We start from the raw sequence: 18,218 nt of genomic DNA on the forward strand, positions 1-18,218 counted from the left end.
GATGGGATTGGACGGAGCCTGGGCGATCGCCTGGATGCGGGGGAGTGCGGCGGTCGTCGCAGAGCATCGGGTGGAGCTGATCACGCTCGACCGCGACATCGGGGACGGTGACCATGGCGAGAACCTCGACCGCGGGTTCTCCGCGATCCTGCCGAAGCTCGACGAGCAGCCTGACGATGCGACGCCCGCGGACATCCTCAAGCTCGCCGCGACGACGCTCATCTCGACCGTCGGAGGCGCGAGCGGCCCGCTGTACGGCACCGCGCTGCTCAAGGCGTCGATCGCCGTGGGCGGCCAGGAGGACCTCGACGCCGATGCCGTCGTAGCCCTGCTGACGGCGGCACGCGACGGGATCGTGCTCCGTGGCAAGGCCGAGGTCGGCGACAAGACCATGGTCGACGCGTGGACACCCGCCGTGGACGCTGCATCAGCGGCGGCGGAGGCGGGGGAGTCGCCGGCACGGGTGCTGGCCGCAGCCGCGGAGGCCGCGTGGGGTGGCGCCGCCGCGACCGAACCGCTCGTCGCCCGCAAGGGGCGTGCCAGCTACCTCGGTGAACGGGCCATCGGGCACCGCGACCCCGGGGCGCAGTCCACCTCCTACCTCCTGCAAGCGGCGGCTGCTGCCGCTGGGGAGGGTGCTGCATGAGCGGGGGAGCCGTCGGCCTCGTCTTCGTCTCGCACAGCGCGCTGATCGCGGAGGGGCTCATCGCCCTGGCGCGCCAGATGGCCCCCGACGCGGCCCTCGCCGCAGCCGGCGGTACCGATGACGGAGGGATCGGCACGAGCTTCGAGCTGGTGTCCGCCGGGATCGCCGCCGTGGACTCCGGGGCCGGGGTGGTGGTGCTGTGCGATCTGGGATCGGCGATCCTGACCGCTGAGACGGCACTCGACTTCCTCGACGACGACGTCCGAGGCCGGGTACGCATCGTCGACGCCCCGCTCGTCGAAGGCGGGGTCGCCGCAGCCGTGGCCGCGCAGACCGGCGCGTCGCTCGACGAGGTCGTGGACGCCGCGCGGTCTGCAGCCGGCGGTGACCCTGCCCAGCACGGCGCCGACGAGGCGACTCGGGCGGGTGGGTCCGACGACCCGACAGCGCCCCACGCCGCAGCCTCCGTGACCCTGCGGAACAAGGACGGGCTCCACGCTCGACCCGCTGCGGAGTTCGTGAAGCTGGCGAGCACGTTCGCGGCCAAGGTGGTCGTGAACGGGAAGGACGCCAAGAGCCTGCTCGGGATCATGTCACTGGGCCTCGTCAAAGGGGCGGTCGTGGAGCTGCAGGCGGACGGTCCGGACGCGGAGGATGCAATCGGGGCACTGGCGTCGCTCATCGAATCCGGCTTCGGAGAGGTCTGACGGGTCGCGCTCAGGGCGGAAGCAGGTCGGCGCCCCGTGCGCAACGGGGTGGTCGACGCCGACGGTCGGCGTAGCATGACCCGCATGAACGAGCAGACGAAGACGTCGGACACCGAAGACCGCCAGTGCACGGTCTGTGGCCATCCGCTCGCCGAGCACACCTTCGACCGTTCCTCCGGGCACGATCACTTCATGACCTGTCCGACGGGGGAGCGGCTTCCGGACCCGGCGCAGTCCGCCGTCCCGGTCAACGAGTTCGGGATGCCGCTCTGGGACCAGGACCCCGATCGACCTGCTCCGTCGGCCTGACGACCCGGTGGCCTACGCCGTCATCCGAGGAGGAGCAACGACCGGACGGCGACGCTGACACCCGTTGTGCTCGATGCCGGCGTCTCGTGCAGTGCGCTGCCGTCGACGAGCCAGCGCACCCATCGGACGAGCTGCTCCGGCGTGGCGTCGGAGCGGGCAGCGCTGGTGCGAACCGCCTCGGTGATGTGGTTGAGGAAGAAGCGGTCCACCATGTCCCGCTCGACCTCGAGGACGGCCGCCACGGCGTGGAGATGCGCCATCCCTTGGACCGCGCGAGCGAAACCGACCGTCTGGTCGGCGGCCCGTTGGCGGTCGAGTGCGCCGAGATAGGTGGTCAACGCAGGGCGCCCAGGCCCGGCTCGCGTGGCGAGGTGCAGTTGATCCTCGGTCCAGGCGGCGCTCACCCGCAGCAGCGTGACCAGGATGTCGAGCTTGGTGGGGAAGTAGTGGAACAGGGTCCCCGAGGAGATGTCCGCCGCCCGGCAGATGTCCGCCGTCGAGGTGGTCTCATACCCCTCGGTGGCGAAGCAGCGGTAGGCCGCAGCGAGGATCGCGGTCTGGCGCGCGGTGAACCGCTGTGGGTCGACGATTCTCGGCATGACTGCTCCCGTATTCCTAGAGCACTCACTCTAGAGCACGCACTCTATCAATTCGGTCCAGGTCAGAGGCGACTTCCCGGCTGAGCGATCATGTCGCGCAGCCCGGAGCGCAAGGCGGTGCTCCCTCACGGTCGGACGCTCGGCGGTCAGTTCGCCGCTGAGTCCGACGATGACGATCAACCCCTGGTTGGCAGTCGCCGACGCACACGCGTCCGTAGCGTCGATGGCACGAGGCAACCGCTACGAGCAGGAGGAAGACGCCATGACGATCGACGTGGAGGGGCTGACCAAGGCATACCGAGGCACGTACGCGGTGCGCGATGTGAGTTTCAGTGTCCAATCGGGCACGGTCACCGGGTTCCTGGGGCCGAACGGCGCCGGCAAGTCCACGACGATGCGTTCGATCGTCGGGCTCGACCGTCCCACCGCTGGTCGTGCACGTATCGACGGCTCTGAGTACCGAGCGTTCGCCGCGCCGCTGCGCGAGGTCGGTGCTCTGCTGGACGCGAGGGCGGCGCACCGGTCGCGCTCGGCGCTGAACCACCTCGCCTCGATCGCGGCGACGCACCGCATTCCGCGCTCGCGCGTCGACGAGGTGCTCGAGGCGACGGGTCTCAGCGCGGTCGCCAGGAAGAAGGTCGGCGGGTTCTCCCTGGGGATGGGTCAGCGCTTGGGGATCGCCGCGGCACTGCTGGGCGATCCGGGCACGCTCATCCTCGACGAGCCGGTCAACGGCCTGGACCCCGAGGGCGTGACCTGGGTCCGGGAGCTCCTGGCCCGGCTGGCGGCCGAGGGGCGGACGGTGTTCCTGTCCTCGCACCTCCTGAACGAGCTCGCGCTCATCGCGGACCACGTGATCATCATCGGTCGCGGCGAGATCATCGCGGACGCTCCCATCGGTTCGCTCACCGAGCAGGGAGACGGTCGTGTCCGTGTTCGCGCCCTCGATGCGCCTGCACTCACTCGCCGGATCACCTCAGCGGGGGCGACCGTCGCGTCGAGCGAGCCGGGCGTGCTGGACGTGGAGGGCCTCTCCGCGGAGCAGATCGCCCGTGCCGCGCACGAGGCGGGAGTGCTGATCACTGAGCTGACGCCCCTGCGCCAGACCCTCGAAGAGGCCTACAACCGACTCACCCGCGACGCGCAGGAATTCGTCTCCGCCTGACGTCGCGTCCCCCTCGAAAGGACACCATCCTCATGAGCACCACCACCGGCATGGCCGCAGCACCCGTCGTGCGGCGCTTCTCCGCAAGCGATGTCAGCCTCGGCGGCACCATCGTCTCCGAATGGATCGAGTTCCGTGGACTCGCCTCGAACCACGTCCTCGCAGGATTCGCGTTCCTGCTGCTGACCGCGAACGGGATCGCGATGCCCTGGGCGTACGTCTTCCGCGACCGCGGGTCACCGAAGGCGAACTACGACGCCTACCCCGAGATGATCGTCGACAAGACCGGCTACGTCGGCATCGTCCTCGCGGTGCTCGCCGTCCTGATGATCACGAACGAGTACCGGTCCGCTCAGATCGGCACGACGCTGCTCGCGGTTCCGCGCCGGACGGCGGTGCTCGTCGCGAAGGCCTCGATCATCGCGGGTGTCTCGTTCCTCATCGGTGTCGTCAGCGCAGCCGTCGGGTTCGCGCTCGCGCCCATCATCCTGGCAGGGGGCGGGTACGGCTATGTGCTGGAGACACCCGACCTGGCGCGGTTGGTGCTCGGATCCGGGCTCTATCTGGCCACCATCAGCATCCTCGGAATCGCACTCGGCACCATCATCCGCAACGTCGTCGCCGCGGTGCTCGCGACGATCGTGTTCCTCCTCATCGTGCCGGTGATCCCGCAGATGTTCTCCGAATACGGCACCGAGATCACCCGCTTCTTCCCGATCCAGGCCGGCTCCCTGCTCCTCGCCCCGACCGGTACGGACCCGATGGGACCGTGGACCGGATATGCCGTTCTGGTGATCTGGACGCTGGCGTCGTTCGTCGTCGCAGCGATCACGTTCCTGCGCCGGGACGCCTGAACGGTGCTCACGAGGTGCGCGAGGGAGAATGAGAGCCGAGCTCAGCGTGGAGGTGGCAAGGGTATGAGTGCGATCCAGCCGATCGTGGACGCCGCGGAGGTCGACCGTGTCCTCGGCACACGCGTGCTGCGCTGGTTCAGCGCCCACCAGCGTGTGGTCGACGCACTGGTCGCTGTGACCTGTCTCCTGGTCCAGGCGCTCGGGCTGGTCCTGCCTGGTGCGCAATCGCTCTGGCCGGGGTTGCCGTTGGTGATCCTCTCGAGCGTGCTCCTGTTGTGGCGGCGTCGGTATCCGCGGGCGATCCTCGTCGCCGTCGCGCTCGCGAACACGGCGGGTGTGCTCCTGCCCGCCCCCGTCCCACCGGTGACGGTGCCCGCCGCCGTCGCGCTGTATACGGTAGCCGCCATGCTGCCCACCAGAACCGCGCTGTCGGGCTACGCGGTCCTCGTGGGGCTCCCCGCGTCGGGACTGCTCGTCCGTCTGCTCATGACGGGGTCGACCCAGGCCCCGTCGTTGCTGGAACCGCTCGCGCTGCTCGCTCTTGCCGCAGGTGTCGCCGCCCGCGGTGTGACGCAGCGACGAGCGGCCCTCACGCAACTCGTGAACCAACGACTCACCACGGCGCGGGTGGTGGAGCGGCAGCGGATCGCCGCGGAGATGCACGATGTCGTCGCCCACTCGCTGTCGACGATGATCTCCCTCGCGGACGGGGCGTCCAGTGGCTGGGAACGACAGCCCGAGCGGTCGGCCCGAGCGCTCGCGCAGCTGGGTGGTGTCGGGCGCAGCGCGCTGGGCGAGATGAACCGCGTCCTGCAGGTACTCCGAGAGGGCGATGCGGTGCTGGATCAGCGCCTGCATCGGTCGGGACACAACGTCTCCGACGTGGAGGAGGTCGTCGAGGTCTTCCGCAGTACCGGCATGCCCGTCACGCTCACCCGCTCCGGCGGGGCCATGCCGGAGCAGGCCGCTCTGGTGACGACGGTCTACCGAATCGTCCAGGAGTCGCTCACCAACGTGTTGCGGTACGCCGTCGGCCCCACGCGAGTCGAGGTCGGCATCGACGTGGCGCCCGGCACCGTCGCGGTGCGGGTCACCGACGACGGCCGCATCGACACCCACCGAACTCGCGCTCCGAGCCAGGGGAGTGGGCAGGGGCTCCCGGGTATCGCCGCTCGAGCCGCGGCGTACGGCGGCACGAGCGAAGCAGGTCCGTGCGCGGGCGGGGGCTGGTCGACGAGCGTGACGCTGCACATCGACCGAGGAGCAGCGACGTGAGCACGACCAGTCCCTCGATCATCAGCGTGCTGGTGGTGGACGACCAGGAACTCGTCCGGGTGGGCAGCGCGCTGACCCTGGATTCCGCGCCCGACATCGAGGTCGTGGGGGAGGCGGCGACAGGCGAGGAGGCGATTCGGCGTGCACGGGAACTGCGACCGGACGTCGTCCTCATGGATGTGCGGATGCCCGGCATGGGCGGCGTCGAAGCGACCAGGATCATCACCACGGTCCACCCGGCCACACGCGTCCTCATCCTCACCACCTTCGACATCGACGAGTACGCGTTCGGAGGCCTCCACGCCGGCGCCAGCGCCTTCCTGCTGAAGAGCACCCCACCAGACCAATTGCAGGAGGCTGTTCGGACGATCCATGCCGGCGATGCCGTCGTCGAACCCAGGATCACGAAGCGACTCATCGAGCACTATGCCTCCGGTGGACGGTCGCGCGAGCACGGGGGAGCAGGTGGGACAGCCCACCCGCTGGACCCGCTCAGCCCGCGCGAGCTCGACGTGTTCGGATGCATCGTCGTCGGGCTGTCGAATCGTGAGATCTCCGACGCACTCCACCTGTCGCCGTCCACGGTCAAAACGCACGTCAACCGGATCTTCGCCAAGTTGCACCTCCGCGACCGGGTCCACGCGGTGATCCTGGGACAGGACATCCGAACCCGAGCCGCGAGGCGGGGCTGATTCGGGTGAGTTGACATAATGTGCATTATCAGCTCTTTCAAGCCCGCCGCGAGCGGGGTCGGATCGGGTCACGTCGGCCTGCATCACCGACCTGAGGATCGCGGCGACGACCGGGGCGCGTCAGGAGCCGATGTACCGAGCGAGATGTTCTCCGGTCAGCGTCGAGCGATCGGCGACGAGCGCTGCGGGCGTCCCGGTGAACACCAGGCGTCCGCCGTCATGACCTGCGCCGGGTCCGAGGTCGACGATCCAGTCCGCATGCGCCATGACCGCCTGATGATGCTCGATGACGATGACCGACTTGCCGGAGTCCACCAACCGGTCCAGGAGCCCGAGCAGATTCTCCACATCGGCGAGGTGCAGGCCCGTCGTCGGCTCGTCCAGGATGTAGACCTCGCCCGAATCGGCCATCTGTGTCGCCAGCTTGAGTCGCTGTCGTTCACCTCCTGACAGGGTCGTCAACGGCTGTCCGAGGCTGACGTAGCCGAGCCCGACGTCGGCGAGTCGCGCCAGGATGACGTGCGCTGCGGGCGTCCGGGCCGGCCCGTCGGCGAAGAAGGCCTCGGCCTCCGTCACCGACATCGCGAGCACCTCGCTGATGTCCCGCTCCCCCAGCTGATATTCCAGAACGGAAGCATCGAACCGGCGGCCCTCGCACACCTCGCAGACGGTCGAGACGCTCGCCATGACGCCGAGATCGGTGAAGACGACCCCGGCGCCGTTGCAGTTCGGGCAGGCTCCCGCCGAGTTCGAGCTGAACAGCGCCGGCTTGACCCCGTTGGCCTTCGCGAACGCCTTGCGGATGGGCTCGAGCAGACCCGTGTACGTCGCCGGGTTACTGCGACGCGAGCCGCGGATCGGGCTCTGGTCGACCGTCACCACGCCGGGACGCCCGGCGACCGAGCCGTGGATGAGCGAGCTCTTGCCCGAGCCGGCGACTCCCGTGACGACCACGAGGACGCCGAGCGGCACGTCGACGTCGACGCCCCGCAGGTTGTGCCGGTCGGCGCCGCGGATCTCGATGACACCGGTCGGTCGACGCAACGCCGACTTGAGCGCGGCGCGGTCGTCGAAGTGGCGTCCGGTGAGCGTGTCGCTCGTCCGGAGGCCGTCCACACTCCCCTGGAACGTCACCTGTCCCCCGCCGGTCCCGGCTCCGGGGCCGAGGTCGACGACGTGGTCGGCGATCGTGATCGTCTCCGGCTTGTGCTCCACCACGAGGACGGTGTTCCCCTTGTCGCGGAGCCGGAGGAGCAGTTCGTTCATCCGCTGGATGTCATGCGGGTGCAGTCCGACGGTCGGCTCGTCGAACACGTAGGTCACGTCGGTGAGCGACGACCCCAGATGGCGGATCATCTTCGTCCGCTGCGCCTCCCCACCCGAGAGGGTGCCCGTCGTGCGGTCGAGTGACAGGTATCCCAGCCCGATGGCGACGAAGGAGTCCAGCGTCTCCTGGAGGACCGTCAGGAGCGGGCGCACCGACGGTTCGTCGAGCGCCCGGGTCCACGCCGCGAGGTCGCTGATCTGCATCGCGCACAGTTCGGCGATGTTCCGACCGGCGATGCGCGAACTCCGTGCGCCCTCGCTCAGGCGGGTCCCCTCACACGCCGGACACGTGGTGAAGGTGACGGCGCGGTCGACGAATGCGCGGATGTGCGGCTGCATCGCCTCACGGTCCTTCGAGAGGAACGACTTCTGCACCTTCGGGATCAGGCCCTCGTAGGTCATGTTGATGTCGCCGACCTTGACCTTCACCGGCTCCTTGTGGAGGAAGTCGTGGAGCTCCCGCTCCGTGTAGTCCTGGATGGGCTTGTCCGCGTCGAGGAATCCGGATCCGGTGAAGATCCGCACACCCCAGCCGTCGGGTGTGTAGCCGGGGATCGTGAGCGCGCCCTGGTTGAGCGACTTCGTGGCGTCGTAGAGCTGGGTACGGTCGATGTCGTTCACGGTCCCCATCCCCTCGCACCGCGGGCACATGCCGCCGGTGATCGAGAAGCTCCGCCGTTCCTTCGTGCTCTGTCCCCCGCGCTCGATGGTCACCGCTCCGGCGCCGCTGATCGAGGCGACGTTGAAGGAGAAGGCCTGCGGAGACCCGATGGACGGGTCTCCGATCCGACTGAAGAGGATGCGCAGCATGGTGTTCGCGTCGGTCGCCGTGCCCACCGTCGAACGTGAGTTCGCGCCCATCCGCTCCTGGTCGACGATGATCGCCGTGGTGAGTCCCTCGAGCACGTCGACGTCGGGCCGCGCCTGCGACGGCATGAAGCCCTGGACGAACGCGCTGTAGGTCTCGTTGATCATCCGCTGCGACTCGGCGGCGATCGTCCCGAAGACGAGCGAGCTCTTCCCCGAGCCGGACACACCCGTGAACACGGTGAGGCGGCGCTTCGGGAGGTCGACGTCGACCTCGCGCAGATTGTGCTCGCGAGCACCCCTGACCCGGATGACGTCGTGGCTGTCGGCGGCCCTGGTGTGCATCGGCGTCTCGGTCATGGCGATCAGCGTATCCGTCGTCATCGGCTGGCGTCTCGCCTCGATCGGCACCGGACCCGCGCGACATGGAAGGTCATGCTGTGAAACACCTGTGTGTATGCGCCACACTGGTGGAACGCACCCGGTCTGCTCGGGAGCGCCGCACTGTCCACCGTCAGGAGCCGACCATGTCCGAACCGTCCACCACCACCTACACGCTGAACTCCGCCAAGCTGACCGCGAGCCAGATCTCCGGTGTCCGATGGGCCTTCGCCGTCGGTGGGATCCTCACGATCCTCTTGGGTGTCTTCCTGCTGGTCGCGCCGAAGGCCTCGCTGGTCGCCGTCGCGTGGATCTTCGCCGTCTACTTCCTGATCGCCGGGATCGCCCGCATCACGCGTGGCGTCGTCGCCCGTGAGCACGGCGGACTCTGGCGGGTCCTCACGATCGTGTTCGGTGTGCTGCTGCTGGCCGCCGGCGTCTACATCTTCATCGATCCGCTGCTCGGCATCGGCGCACTCGTCTTCGTGATCGGTGTCTCCTGGATTGTCGAGGGCGTGGCCTCGCTGTTCGACTCGGCACCGGACGTGTCGCGATGGATCACGATCCTCTACGGCGTCATCAGCGTCGTCGCCGGCGTGTTCGTCCTCGCGAACCCGCTGCTCGCCGCCGTGACCCTCCTGCTCGTCACCGCGTTCTTCCTCATCGCGGCCGGCGTCGTCGAGATCATCCAGGCGATCACCTTCGGCAAGCAGGTGAAGCGGGCCGGTCTCGCCGGCTGACCTCGGCTGTCAGGACGACGAACGCCCGGTCCCTCGAGGGGCCGGGCGTTCGTCGTGTCAGGATCGTCGACTACTCGGCGATGAAGTCGCTCGTGTCCCCCACGTAGCGGGTGTGGTCCTCGGGGATCGGGTCCACGGCGGCCGCGGCGACCTCGGCCGCGAACTCACCGACGTTGTACAGACGACCGGCCGACTCCTTGCGGGAGCTGATCGCACCGGGGTTGGCGCGTTCGAGCAGGGTCGCGGTGATGGTCCCCTCGATCATGTCGCCCGAGACGACCACGAACTCGACACCGGCGGCGTCGAACTGGTCCTGCTTGGCGCGGAGCGCGTCCTCGCCTGCACGCTTGGAGGTCGCGACCGGCACGTACTCGGGCATCGTCGGCGTGGTCCGGATGAAGTGCGCCTGGTGGCTCGTGACGAACACGATCCGCGAGCCGGGGTGGAGGAGCGGGAGGGCCTGTTCGACGACGCTCACCTGTGCGTCACGGTTGAGCTGCATGGCGTAGTCCTCGGCCATGCCGCTCTCCATCCCTCCGGAGGCGTTCAGCACCAGGACGTCGAGGTCGCCGAGGTCGGCCTTCGTCGTCGCGAACATGGCGGCGACCGAGGCGGGGTCGGTGAGGTCGGCTCCGACCACCAGGGCCTGCACGCCGAGGGCTCGCACCTCTTCGGCGAGCTTGACGGCGCGAGCCTCCTTGTTCCGGTAGTTGATCACGACGTTGGCGCCGGCACCGGCGAAGTACCGGATGGTGTCGGCACCGATACCGCGGGACGAGCCCGTCACGAGGACGTTCTTCCCGGAGAGTGATCCGGCGGCCAGGGGGTTCGTCACGTGAGGGCTCCTTCAGATCTGGGGCCGCTCATCGGCGGCTGGTTCCAGCCAACGACCTTACCAACAACCGGCAGACGGATCCGGTTCGGCGGTCCGCCCAGCTGATAGCGTTGAACCCGACCGGCGCACCGTCTCGCGCTCCCCCGGACTGCGAGGCGGCAGACGCGAGAGCCGATCCGGGAGGAATCCGCACCATGGACGTTTTCACCGAGTACGCCTGGATCGCCTGGTTGGTCCTGATCCTCGTGTTCGTCATCATCGAGATCCTGTCGCTCGAGTTCACCTTCCTCATGCTCGCGCTCGGCGGCACCGTCGGGCTACTGTCCGGCCTCCTCGGCGCTCCGTGGTGGCTCCAGCTGCTCATCGCAGCCGCTGCCGCCCTGCTGCTCTTGTTGGCCGTCAGGCCGCCGCTGCTCCGAGCGCTGCAACGCGGCGCGGACCCGGCGAAGAGCAACGTCGACGCGCTCCTCGGCATGCCGGGGCTCGTCCTCTCGACGGTCACCCCGCACGGTGGCCAGGTGAGGCTCGGCAACGGCGAGGTCTGGACCGCCAGGACCCCGCACGACTCCCCCTCGTCGTCCCTCGAGCCCGGCACGCGCATCGTCCTGTCCGTCGTCGACGGTGCCACCGCCGTCGTCGTCCCCGTCCCAACCCACCCGGCACCGCTGGGCGAGCAGAAGGAGTAGTCGTGAACGACATCTCATCAGGAGCGATCATCGGCTGGGTGATCGCGGCCATCGTCGTCATCTTCGTGCTGGTGGTGCTGTTCCGATCCATCCGCATCATCCCGCAGGCGAGCGCCGGCGTGGTCGAGCGGCTCGGCAAGTACCACAAGACCCTCTTGCCGGGTCTGAACCTGCTCATCCCCTTCATCGACCGGTTGCGGCCGCTCATCGATCTGCGCGAGACCGTCGTCTCCTTCCCGCCGCAGCCGGTCATCACCGAGGACAACCTCGTCGTCTCGATCGACACGGTCGTCTACTTCCAGGTGACCGACGCCCGAGCCGCGACGTATGAGATCGCGAACTACCTGGGTGCCGTCGAGCAGCTGACCACGACGACGCTCCGAAACGTCGTCGGTGGGCTGAACCTCGAGGAGGCGCTGACGAGCCGCGACGAGATCAACAGCAAGCTCCGCATCGTGCTCGACGAGGCGACCGGTAAGTGGGGCATCCGCGTCGGACGCGTCGAGCTCAAGGCGATCGACCCGCCGCTCTCCATCCAGGACTCCATGGAGAAGCAGATGCGGGCCGAGCGCGACCGTCGAGCCCTCATCCTCACCGCTGAGGGAACCAAGCAGTCGGCGATCCTGACAGCCGAGGGTGCGCGGCAGGCGGAGATCCTCCGCGCCGAGGGTGATGCCCAGGCAGCCGTGCTCCGTGCTCAGGGTGAGGCGTCCGCCATCCAGACGGTGTTCAAGGCCATCCACGACGGCGACCCCGACGAGAAGCTCCTGGGCTACCAGTACCTGCAGATGCTCCCGAAGCTCGCGGAAGGCCAGGCGAACAAGCTCTGGGTCATCCCGAGCGAACTGACCGAGGCGCTCAAGGGCATCGGCTCCGCCTTCGGGCCGGGCAACACCCGCGACCCTGCGGCCACGGCACGGGCGGCGGCCGCAGCTGCGCAGACGCCCTCCTTCACCACAGCGCCGGCCGCGTCACCCCAGACGCCACCGGCGCCGACGACTCCCGTCCAGCCCGAGGGCTGAGCACGCGGTGACAGTGGTCCTCCCCTACTTCCGTCCGGCCCGCCCTCGGGTCCTCGCCCATCGAGGGCTGGCCGGGCCGGGGGTCCCCGAGAACACGCTGTCGTCCTTCCGCCGTGCCCTGGCGGCCGGCGCCGAGTACGTCGAGACCGACGCGCACTGCACGCGCGACGGACACGCCGTCCTCTTCCATGACCCGTCCCTGCGACGCATCACCGGCGATCCGAGACCGATCGCCGACCTCGAACTCGCGGAACTCCAGCGGATCGACCTCGGCGGCGATCGCATCCCGACGCTGTCGGAGGCGCTGGCCGAGCTCCCCGGGGCACGCTTCAACCTCGACATCAAGGCCGCGGCCGCGGCTGCACCGGCGGCTGCCGCGATCATCGGCGCAGGTGCCGCCGATCGGGTGCTCGTCACTTCCTTCGACGAGGGCAGACGTTCCGCGATCGTGCAGGCCGTGGGGCTGGAGGCCGGTGCCGACTCCGTGGTCTCATCCGCGTCGGCCCGGATCCTGCTCCGCGTCCTCCCCGCAGCCGCCCTCGGGCTCCGTGGAGCACTCCGTCGGTCGCTCACCGGTGTCCAGGCGCTCCAGGTGCCCGAACGGTTCCGCGGCGTACCCGTCGTGACGAAGCGCCTCCTCGCACAGATGCACGCGCTCGGTGTGGAAGTGCACGTGTGGACGGTCAACGACCCCGACGACATGCGACGACTGCTGGATCTCGGTGTCGACGGCCTCGTCACCGACCGCTGTGATCTCGCGCTCGACGTGGTCCGCTCGCGCTGACGGCTCAGCTCTCCGCATCCGGCGTGGCTGCAGCTGGGCATGAGCTGATAGCCAGATGGGTGAACGGAACAGTTTACCCAGCTTGTGGGTTTATAACTGTGGATGCCGAGCGAGAGGAGACCACACAATGGCAGATCGCAGTTTGCGCGGAATGCGCCTGGGCGCCCAGAGTCTACAAACGGAAGAGGGCGTCATATTCTCGGCGCGGAGCAACCACATCTACCGGTGTCAGAGTTGCGAGCGCGAGACCACCATGACCTTCGCCGCCGATGCGGAAGTCCCCGAACTGTGGGAGTGCCGGCACTGCGGTGCGGAGGCCGTCCTCCTCGTCGACTCGAAGCCCGTCGTCGTCGACCGCGGTGATGTGAAGACGCCCCGCAGCCACTGGGACATGCTGCTCGAGCGCCGCTCGCGCGATGAGCTCGAGGAGCTGCTCGAAGAGCGCCTCTCGTATCTCCGGGCCCGTCGCGGCCAGCAGAAGAGCGCGTGACACCGAGCCCCTGACAGGCCTCCCCTCGATCGGCTGATCCGGTACCGGATCAGCCGATCGTCATGTCCGGGGCCGGTTCGGGACGCGCCGGGGCCTGCCGGCGAAACCGGCGAGGACCAGCGAGGCGAGTCCCATGCCACCGATGAACATCTCGAGCTGGTGACCGAAGGCCATCGACGGCGTGACCGTGTCCGTCAGCGGCACCTCGGAGACCATCGAGCCGGGGCGGAAGGCCGGGATGCTGTCGATCGTCGAGCCGTCGGGCCCGATGATCTGGCTGGTCCCCACCGTGGAGATGTTCACCACGGACCGAGCCGATTCGATAGCCCGGAGCCGTGCGATCGCCAGCTGCTGTTGATTCTCGTCCGTCTGCCCGAAGTCCGCGTTGTTGGTCTGGGCGAACACGATCCGCGCGCCGCCCGCCACCGCGTCGCGGGTGAGCTGGTCGTCGGCGATGTCGAAGCAGATGCTGATCCCTGCGAGCACGCCGTCGATGTCGAAGACGTTGTCCTTCGTGCCCGGGGTGTACTCGCGCTGGATGAGGCCGATGAGGTCGGGTGCGAACGGCTCCCAGAACTTCCGGTCCGGGACGTATTCACCGAACGGGACCGGGTGCTTCTTGTCGTAGACGTCGCGGACGCCATCCGAGGCGTCCCAGAGGAGTGACGAGTTGTAGTAGCGGTCGCCGCGTTGGGAGATCGCACCGACGACGAACGGTGCGTCCATGCGACGGCTCAACGCGTCGAGGGCTGCAGCCGATTGAGGAACCCGCTGCGGGTCGAGGTCTGCGCTGCCCTCGGGCCAGACCACGACGTCGACGTCCGCGTCGAGCACCTGCAGCGTCTCGTCGATCTGGGTCTGCATGACGGTGCCGGGTGCTGCGGCGTCGAAGTAGCCGGCGGGGCCGTTGCCCTGGATGGCAGCCACCCGCATGCTCCCGGTCGTCGCCGTCGGCCATGCCGGCACGACGAGCACCGCGATGACCGCGAGGACCGCGGTCCCGACCCGGCTGACCGTCGGGAGCTCGGCGGTCGCCGCGAGCTGGAGGGCGAGTGCCACGAGCAGCACCATGAGGAACGACAGCCCCGAGAACCCGACCCAGGCCACGAGTGGTGCGAACGGGCTCTCGGACTGGCTGAGCGCCATCCTCGCCCACGGGAATCCGCCGTAGGGCCAGGTGCTCACGAGCGTCTCGCGCGCGGTCCACAGGGCGGCGACGACCGCGGCGGTCAACCAGACCCGCCCCCCGATCCCGGGGAAGGCGCGCGGCACCCAGCGGTACGCCAGGGTGATGAGCACGGCTCCGAGCGCGAAGAAGATGGCCTCCAGCGTCGACAGTGCCGCCCACGGGACGGGACCCAGGTAGGCGGTCGCCCACTCGATGTGGATGAGGTAGAACGACTCCCCCGCCAGGAAGCCGACGAGGAGCGCACCGCCGACGCTGCGCCCCATGAGGGTGAGGAGGACGAGGGCGATGCCGACGAACGTCAGGGGCCAGACCCCGCGGTCCGGGAAGCCGGCGTCGAGGACCGGGCCGGCGGCGATGGCCACGACGGCCGCGAGCCAGAGCGGGAGCGGCGGACGACGGTCGACCAGCGCGTCGATCGGTCGGAGCCGGTGGCTCCGACGGTGCAGGGGCCTCACAGCGAGCTGTACGCGACGATGCCGCGTCGGATCGAGTCCAGCGCCTCACGCGAATGACGACCCACCGGTCCGTCGACGACGCGGAGCTGATCGAGCAGGTCGATGGTCTGCTTGCACCACCGCACGAAGTCGCCGGCGGCGAGTTCCGCCTCGATGAGCACCGTGTCGAGGTTCGCACCCTTGGCCCACTGGTGCATCGCGAGGGAGAGACCGGTCGAGATCGGGTTGCTCCCCGGGAGGCGGTGCTCCCGTTCGCTGTCGTCGAGCCGGCTCCAGAGGTCCTGCGTCCGTTCGAGCGCGGAGCGGAACGGGCCGCGGGGCAGGAAGCGCTCCGGGGTGTTCTGCTCCTCACGCCGTGGTTCGTACACGATCGCGGCGGCCATCGCCGCGAGGGATGCGGCATCGAGGTCGTTCCAGGCACCGGTTCGCAGGCATTCCGCCACGAGGAGGTCCCGTTCTCCGTAGATGCGCTTCAAGGTGCGTCCGGGAGCCGCGACGACGACTGCGCCGTGCTCGTCGCGTGCCAGGTACTCGTACTCGAGCAGCACGTCGACGACCCGGTCGAACACACGAGCGACCGCGCCCGTCCGCGTCTGGATCTGCTGTCGCAGCTGGTCGGTCTGCTTCTTGAGCTTGAACCATCGTTCCGCCCAGCGAGCGTGGTCCTCGCGGTGCGGGCAGACGTGGCAGGCGTGAGCCCGCATGCGCTTGCGGAGTTCGGCGAGCTTGCGTTGGCGACGGTCCTTCGACGCGCGCGAGCCGTTCGGCTCGCCCTTGCGTTCGAGGTCCGTGAGCTCGCGCCGGATGCCCGCGTACTCGACGAAGTTCCCGAGGTGGCACGACATGGACTTCTCGTAGCCGGCGAGCGAGGACTCCTGCTCGCGCACCTTCCGGGCGATCCCGACGACGGCTCGGTCCGCCTGGAACTGCGCGAAGGACGACTCGAGGATCTGACGGGTGCGTTGACGGCCGAACTGGTCGATCAGGTTGACCGCCATGTTGTAGGTCGGGCGGAAGCTGGAGTTGAGCGGGTAGGTGCGTCGGGAGGCCAGCGAGGCGACGGACTGCGGGTGCAGCCCCTCGGTCCACTGGATCACGGCGTGGCCCTCGACGTCGATGCCACGGCGTCCGGCACGCCCCGTGATCTGGGTGTACTCCCCCGGGGTGATCGGGACGCGTGCCTCGCCGTTGAACTTCTCGAGCTTCTCGAGGACGACCGTCCTGGCCGGCATGTTGATGCCGAGCGCGAGGGTCTCGGTCGCGAAGACGACCTTCACGAGCTTCCGCCGGAAGAGCTCCTCGACGACCTCCTTGAACGCCGGCAGGAGACCGGCGTGGTGGGCGGCGACGCCCCGCTCCAGACCGTCGAGCCACTCCCAGTAGCCGAGGACGGCGAGGTCCTCGTCGAGCAGGGTCCGGCAGTGCTCGTCGACGATCTGGCGGATCTCGTCGCGTTCGTGCGCCTCGGTCAGCCTGATGCCCGAACGGAGGACCTGCTTGACCGCCTGGTCGCACCCGACACGGCTGAAGACGAAGAAGATCGCCGGGAGCAGGTGGTGGTCGTCGAGCATCTGGACGAAATGCCCACGGTCGAGCTTCTCGGCCCGATGCGGGGCTCGGCGCTGGTTGTAGCGGCTGACGTCCTTGTACTGACGGCTGTTCGGTGCACGGCCACCGAACTGCGCCATGCGGACGAGCTCCGGGTTGACCTGATGGGTGTCGGCGAGGCTCGGTGCGGCGAACAGGTCGATGAGTTTGTTCCGCATCAGCACGTGCTGGGTGAGGGGCACCGGGCGCTCCTCGGACACGATGACGGCGGTGTCGCCGCGGACGGCCTGCAGCCAGTCGCCGAACTCCTCGGCGTTCGACACGGTCGCGCTCAGCGACACCATCCGGACGGCCTGCGGGAGGTGGATGATGACCTCTTCCCACACCGCTCCGCGGAACCGGTCCGCCAGGTAGTGCACCTCGTCCATGATGACGAAGGCGAGATCGGTCAGCGCGTCGGAGTCCGCGTACAGCATGTTGCGGAGGACCTCGGTCGTCATGACGACGATGCGGGCGTTGCCGTTCACGTTCGTATCGCCCGTGAGCAGGCCGACGTGCTCGGACCCGTACTCGGCGGTGAGCTCCTGGAACTTCTGGTTGCTGAGCGCCTTCATCGGCGTGGTGTAGAAGACCTTGCCGCGGTCGCCGTGCATGGCGAGGGCGATCGCGAACTCGGCGACGATGGTCTTGCCGGCCCCCGTCGGTGCGGCGACGAGGACACTGCTGCCGTTCTCGATCCGCTCGCACGCCTCGAGTTGGAACGCGTCCAGGTCGAAACGCTGCCTCGCGCGGAACTCCTGGAGCCTCGGTGTCGCGTTCCGGACCGCTGCTGCCCGATACCGCTCGGCAGGGGAAGCGGTGTCGCTCATGCGAGCCCCGCGCTGCCGAGTTCGGCGTCGATGCGTCGCTGTCGCTTGGCCGCACTGCGGTCGTGGAGGACGGCGACGCCGTAGGCCGCGAAGTACAACAGGACCATCGGGATCGCCAGGACGAACATCGACACGATGTCGGCGGCGGGCGTGGCGATGGCCGTGAAGAGCACGATGACGAGGATCGCGACCCGCCACGCCTTGATGATCGCCGCTGCGGAGAGCACGCCGACGAAGTTCAACAGGACGAGGAACACGGGCAGGACGAAGGCGACACCGACCGCGAGCACCAGCTTCAGGACGAAGTCGTAATAGGTGGTGGCGTCGAGGAAGTTGGCCGCTGCCGTCGGGGTGAAGCCGAGCATGAGCTCGACGATGTGCGGCAACACGAACCAGCCCGCGTAGCAGCCCGCGAGGAACAACGGCACGGCGGTCGCGAAGAACCCGATCGCGTACTTCAGCTCCTTGCGCGTCAGGCCGGGCACGAGGAACGCCCAGATCTGGTAGAGCCACACCGGGCTGGACAGGACGACGCCGGCGGTGAGGGCGATCTTCATCCGGAGGTCGAACGCGCTCGTGACGTTGGTGAAGTTCAGGAACGCCTGCCCGCGATCGTCAGCGATGACGAGGATGGGGGCGCTCATCGCCTCGATGATCCACTCGGAGGCGATGAAACCCGCGACCATGCCGACGATGATGCCGATGGCGGAGTAGAACAGCCGCTTCCGCAACTCGACGAGGTGCTCGCCGAGGGACATCCGCCCTTCGCGGTTCTGTTTCTTGGGACGCTTCTCGGTCAGGGCCACGGCGACATCGTCCGTTCCTGAGCAGTGTGTTCG

General features: G+C 68.6%; 18 protein-coding genes. 12 read left to right on the top strand and 6 right to left on the bottom strand.

The genetic code is table 11. The features are described from left to right. The first annotated feature begins 1 nt into the window (after position 1). The 3 genes from dhaL (at position 2) to ACZZZB_RS19270 (ending at position 1,662) form a co-directional block, all read left to right on the top strand. Positions 2-646: a dihydroxyacetone kinase subunit DhaL gene (gene dhaL, locus ACZZZB_RS19260; RefSeq protein ID WP_191941128.1), complete on the top strand. Its 645-nt coding sequence runs from the start codon at positions 2-4 to the stop codon at positions 644-646. Then, positions 643-1,353 (top strand): dihydroxyacetone kinase phosphoryl donor subunit DhaM, encoded by a 711-nt coding sequence (gene dhaM, locus ACZZZB_RS19265; RefSeq protein ID WP_191941127.1) that lies wholly within the window; start codon positions 643-645, stop codon positions 1,351-1,353. Before dhaL ends, dhaM begins: the two co-directional genes overlap by 4 nt. An 84-nt stretch (positions 1,354-1,437) precedes the next feature. Continuing rightward, a complete protein-coding gene (locus ACZZZB_RS19270) occupies positions 1,438-1,662 on the top strand; it encodes a hypothetical protein (RefSeq protein WP_133059937.1) in 225 nt (74 codons plus the stop codon). A gap of 20 nt (positions 1,663-1,682) precedes the next feature. Here the strand turns inward: ACZZZB_RS19270 and ACZZZB_RS19275 are convergent, their stop codons facing one another. Continuing rightward, entirely contained in the window at positions 1,683-2,261 is a 579-nt protein-coding gene (locus tag ACZZZB_RS19275; protein WP_463530494.1) for a TetR/AcrR family transcriptional regulator, read from the bottom strand. 262 nt (positions 2,262-2,523) lie between these two features. Here ACZZZB_RS19275 and ACZZZB_RS19280 point away from each other — a divergent pair, with 262 nt between their 5' ends. The 4 genes from ACZZZB_RS19280 to ACZZZB_RS19295 all read left to right on the top strand — a co-directional run bounded on the left by ACZZZB_RS19280 (position 2,524) and on the right by ACZZZB_RS19295 (position 6,247). Beyond that, positions 2,524-3,426: an ABC transporter ATP-binding protein gene (locus ACZZZB_RS19280; protein WP_192018336.1), complete on the top strand. Its 903-nt coding sequence runs from the start codon at positions 2,524-2,526 to the stop codon at positions 3,424-3,426. Positions 3,427-3,458: 32 nt separating this feature from the next. Beyond that, positions 3,459-4,280, top strand: coding sequence for an ABC transporter permease (locus ACZZZB_RS19285; protein ID WP_463530495.1), 822 nt, complete (start codon positions 3,459-3,461; stop codon positions 4,278-4,280). Positions 4,281-4,343: 63 nt separating this feature from the next. Further along, positions 4,344-5,555, top strand: coding sequence for a sensor histidine kinase (locus tag ACZZZB_RS19290; RefSeq protein WP_463530496.1), 1,212 nt, complete (start codon positions 4,344-4,346; stop codon positions 5,553-5,555). Next, positions 5,552-6,247, top strand: coding sequence for a response regulator transcription factor (locus ACZZZB_RS19295; protein WP_463530497.1), 696 nt, complete (start codon positions 5,552-5,554; stop codon positions 6,245-6,247). Before ACZZZB_RS19290 ends, ACZZZB_RS19295 begins: the two co-directional genes overlap by 4 nt. Positions 6,248-6,367: 120 nt before the next feature. Here the strand turns inward: ACZZZB_RS19295 and ACZZZB_RS19300 are convergent, their stop codons facing one another. Beyond that, the gene (locus ACZZZB_RS19300; protein ID WP_463530498.1) at positions 6,368-8,764 is read right to left on the bottom strand and encodes an ATP-binding cassette domain-containing protein; all 2,397 of its coding nucleotides are present in this window, start codon (positions 8,762-8,764) and stop codon (positions 6,368-6,370) included. 143 nt (positions 8,765-8,907) lie between these two features. Between ACZZZB_RS19300 and ACZZZB_RS19305 the strand changes: the two genes are divergently transcribed. Further along, complete coding sequence (locus ACZZZB_RS19305; RefSeq protein ID WP_165766990.1) at positions 8,908-9,501, top strand: HdeD family acid-resistance protein; 594 nt, start codon at positions 8,908-8,910, stop codon at positions 9,499-9,501. A 70-nt stretch (positions 9,502-9,571) separates the two neighbouring features. Here ACZZZB_RS19305 and ACZZZB_RS19310 read toward each other — a convergent pair whose 3' ends face one another. Next, positions 9,572-10,336, bottom strand: coding sequence for an SDR family oxidoreductase (locus tag ACZZZB_RS19310; RefSeq protein WP_463530499.1), 765 nt, complete (start codon positions 10,334-10,336; stop codon positions 9,572-9,574). A gap of 194 nt (positions 10,337-10,530) precedes the next feature. On the opposite strand from ACZZZB_RS19310, the gene ACZZZB_RS19315 reads away from it, so the two are divergent. From ACZZZB_RS19315 to ACZZZB_RS19330, 4 genes are all read left to right on the top strand, one after another. Beyond that, positions 10,531-11,022, top strand: coding sequence for an NfeD family protein (locus ACZZZB_RS19315; RefSeq protein WP_463530500.1), 492 nt, complete (start codon positions 10,531-10,533; stop codon positions 11,020-11,022). Between the two features lie 2 nt (positions 11,023-11,024). Then, the gene (locus ACZZZB_RS19320) at positions 11,025-12,044 is read left to right on the top strand and encodes an SPFH domain-containing protein (protein ID WP_124769383.1); all 1,020 of its coding nucleotides are present in this window, start codon (positions 11,025-11,027) and stop codon (positions 12,042-12,044) included. A gap of 7 nt (positions 12,045-12,051) precedes the next feature. After that, a complete protein-coding gene (locus ACZZZB_RS19325; RefSeq protein WP_370582628.1) occupies positions 12,052-12,828 on the top strand; it encodes a glycerophosphodiester phosphodiesterase family protein in 777 nt (258 codons plus the stop codon). 127 nt (positions 12,829-12,955) lie between these two features. Then, positions 12,956-13,318, top strand: coding sequence for an RNA polymerase-binding protein RbpA (locus tag ACZZZB_RS19330; RefSeq protein WP_064296965.1), 363 nt, complete (start codon positions 12,956-12,958; stop codon positions 13,316-13,318). A 60-nt stretch (positions 13,319-13,378) separates the two neighbouring features. Here ACZZZB_RS19330 and lnt read toward each other — a convergent pair whose 3' ends face one another. The 3 genes from lnt to tatC are packed head-to-tail and all read right to left on the bottom strand — an operon-like array spanning position 13,379 to position 18,137. Next, entirely contained in the window at positions 13,379-14,962 is a 1,584-nt protein-coding gene (lnt, locus tag ACZZZB_RS19335) for an apolipoprotein N-acyltransferase (protein WP_370582627.1), read from the bottom strand. Further along, a complete protein-coding gene (locus tag ACZZZB_RS19340; RefSeq protein ID WP_194644640.1) occupies positions 14,959-17,379 on the bottom strand; it encodes a DEAD/DEAH box helicase in 2,421 nt (806 codons plus the stop codon). Before ACZZZB_RS19340 ends, lnt begins: the two co-directional genes overlap by 4 nt. Beyond that, positions 17,376-18,137, bottom strand: coding sequence for a twin-arginine translocase subunit TatC (gene tatC / locus ACZZZB_RS19345; protein ID WP_071260381.1), 762 nt, complete (start codon positions 18,135-18,137; stop codon positions 17,376-17,378). Before tatC ends, ACZZZB_RS19340 begins: the two co-directional genes overlap by 4 nt. Positions 18,138-18,218: the final 81 nt, after the last annotated feature.

The sequence above is a fragment of the Plantibacter sp. AC185 genome (assembly GCF_979258065.1).